The sequence below is a fragment of the Aeromonas sp. R10-2 genome, from assembly GCF_040908445.1.
In the GTDB taxonomy this organism is placed as follows: Bacteria; Pseudomonadota; Gammaproteobacteria; order Enterobacterales; family Aeromonadaceae; genus Aeromonas; species Aeromonas veronii.
Genome location: NZ_JBFODS010000051.1, coordinates 1 through 2,600, shown reverse-complemented (window position 1 = coordinate 2,600; position 2,600 = coordinate 1). Strand labels below are relative to the sequence as shown.

Here is a 2,600-nt window from a genome sequence, read left to right as displayed (position 1 = left end):
GGTTCATCGCGGCTTTCCGGGGAAGGCCGCCTTGATTTTCAGAAAAAAGTATTCTGAGTCCCTAAATCCATATGCCATGCGCTTTATCACTTTGATCTTGTTGTTCACCCCTTCCAGCACACTCGTGTGCATCGGGTAGTTTGCACTCGCCAGGATCCCCCGCATATATTTCGATAAATTTCGACCAAATCGTTGCAGCGGCGCTAGCCCGCTTTCCTTCACCTGCCGCATCCAGCTCCGCCATCGTCGCCATCCTTCCCACACGCTCGGCGCATACCAGATGCCCTTCAACCCCTCTTTCAGCACGTACACCATCGCCAGCGGTTGATTCGCCGCCAACAGCTCCTGCAACTTCACATCCTGTTTTTCACTCAACTTCGCCCGATTACGTAGCAGCAACCAACGCGCACTTTTGACCACTTTTCGCGCCGGTTTATCGCTTTTCAGTGCATTCGCCTGCTCCACTCGCACCCGGTCCACCACCTCTCGGCCATAGCGAGCCACCACGTGGAACAGGTCGTAGACCACCTCCGCCTGCGGGCAGTGTTGCTTCACCTCCAGGTCGAACGCCGTGTTCATGTCCATCGCCACCGCTTCAATCTGCTGGCATCGCTCGCCGAGCTGCTCGAAGAAGGGACGGATAGCGGCCCGGCTGTTGCCGTGCCCCACCCACAGGACGCGGATTCGCTCGGCATCCATGATCACGGTGGCATAGCGGTGTCCCTTGTGCAGGGCAAACTCATCCATCACCAGCCGCCGCACCTCCCCAAGTTCGATGGTGCCCACACTGGTCTGCAAACGGCGCTTGTCGATCTCCTTGATGGTGTGCCAACCGACCCCGGTGAGCTGGCTGACATGGCGGATGGGGAGGTACTGAACGAGCGCTTCAATCCAGCACTGCATGCGCCGGGTGAGGCGGGAGCCAGAGGGGAGCCAGTCGATATGTTCACTGACGCGACCACAGCGCAGACAGTCGACGCGGCGAACAGGCAGTTGTAACCAGACTTGTCGGTCAAATAGGTCTCGCTCACGCACCCGGCGGATACGTTGGTCGTGGATCAATGGCGTGGGTTGCAGGCATCGGCGACAACGGGGCAACAGGTCGGCGCGAGGCTCAAGGGTAAACAGGGTGTGATGGTTGGCAGAAAGCGCTTGGGCGATGACGGTATAACCTGGCCAGAAGGAGGCAATATCAATATGATGCACGGCGACAGCAGGGTGATGGTGGTGGTGTGTTTGGAGACAGCCAGTTTACCAGCACCCTGTCTGTCAACTTCCACTTCCCCAAGATCCCGCGAAGAACCTTTTTTCATGGGGGATATATGCGCCCGTACATCGTATTATTAGCCGCCGCCGTTACGTTCTCGGCCTCTGCTCTCCAGATAGGCGATTTTTTCCAGAACGCCGAAGTTATCAAGGCTAACTCTGTCAAAATCGTCAACGAGTCTTTGATTCGTGTAAATACCACAATTAAGGGTTATGCCGCTAATGCTCCTTATGCAATTAAGCACGTTGATGTTCCCAAAGCCTCTTTTATGTCTCATGTAAAAACTAACATGAAAGGACTTGTTAAGAAAAATGCATGGTATGCAGCTTGGTTTGGTACTATGGCTGCTGCTGGTTGGGCCATAGATGAATTGACCGGTCAGATGGTTTCTACTTCTTCTGATTTAAACCTTGATCCTAATTCTGTATTTGATACTTGTTTTATTGGTGACTCTATTGGTTCTACTACTTATATCATTCTTGAACCTCCTATAACTCTTTCAGCTTGTCTTTCGGCTTCTGCTGCTCATGAAGTAAAATTTAAAACTAATTCATCTGTCACTTGTCAAAATACCCAGACTGGTATTTGTTATTATAAGGGTGAATACACTTTAACTTTTTCAAACGGTATTACTGTTCAGCGTTCTGCATATTTGCAGATGCATAAAGACCCCAATTACCCGCCCATTTCAATCCCTAATGTTCCTCAACCTATTCCAGATGATGCTCTTTATGATTCCCTTGCTGCTGAAATGCTCAAAGACCCTAAATCAGCCGCTCAGGCTTTTATGGTTCCCGATGCTTGGCCTTATCCCTACCCTCATATCTTCCCTGACCCTGTTAAGTACATTCCAGGTGTTTCAGAAGCTGATGAACAATTGCTCGATGCCCTTATCAACGGCCAGTTGCAGACCACTAACCCGAATGCTGCTAACTATGTTACCCCTGAGCGGGAATTCAGATAATAAGTGCGACACTCATGGATGAATGGCGAGAGGTGGCCAACTGCTGATTGGTGGTACCCTTCTGCTCGCCAAAGTAAAAGCAGTATCACCATGAGCTATCAGCAGTTGACCGAGGGGCAACGATACCAGTTATCGGTGCTTCGCGCACAGGGGATGTCCATCCTTGCCACCGCACGCGCCATTGGCGTTCATCGCTCCACCCTCTACCGGGAGCTGCGTCGTAACGCCGGGCCGCAGGGCTACCAGCCAGACAATGCGCATCAGCACGCCACCCACCGACGGGCCAGTGCGGCCAAATCTCGGCTATCTGCCGATGTCATCCAGTTTGTCGAGCTGACACTCGCCTGGTGGTGGAGCCCGGAGCAGATA

3 protein-coding genes are annotated in these 2,600 nt (G+C 52.5%); 2 read left to right on the top strand and 1 reads right to left on the bottom strand.

Annotation, left to right across the window (positions count from 1 at the left end; translation table 11 throughout):
* Window positions 1-3: 3 nt before the first annotated feature.
* Window positions 4-1,206 carry an ISL3-like element ISAeme19 family transposase gene (locus tag AB5Y97_RS11355; RefSeq protein ID WP_368157222.1) on the bottom strand — a complete coding sequence of 401 codons (1,203 nt, stop codon included), beginning with the start codon at window positions 1,204-1,206 and terminating at the stop codon, window positions 4-6.
* A 26-nt stretch (window positions 1,207-1,232) separates the two neighbouring features.
* On the opposite strand from AB5Y97_RS11355, the gene AB5Y97_RS11350 reads away from it, so the two are divergent.
* The gene (locus AB5Y97_RS11350; RefSeq protein ID WP_368157921.1) at window positions 1,233-2,231 is read left to right on the top strand and encodes a hypothetical protein; all 999 of its coding nucleotides are present in this window, start codon (window positions 1,233-1,235) and stop codon (window positions 2,229-2,231) included.
* 90 nt (window positions 2,232-2,321) lie between these two features.
* Window positions 2,322-2,600: transposase (locus AB5Y97_RS11345; RefSeq protein ID WP_368157254.1), on the top strand; the 279-nt coding region annotated here is incomplete at its 3' end.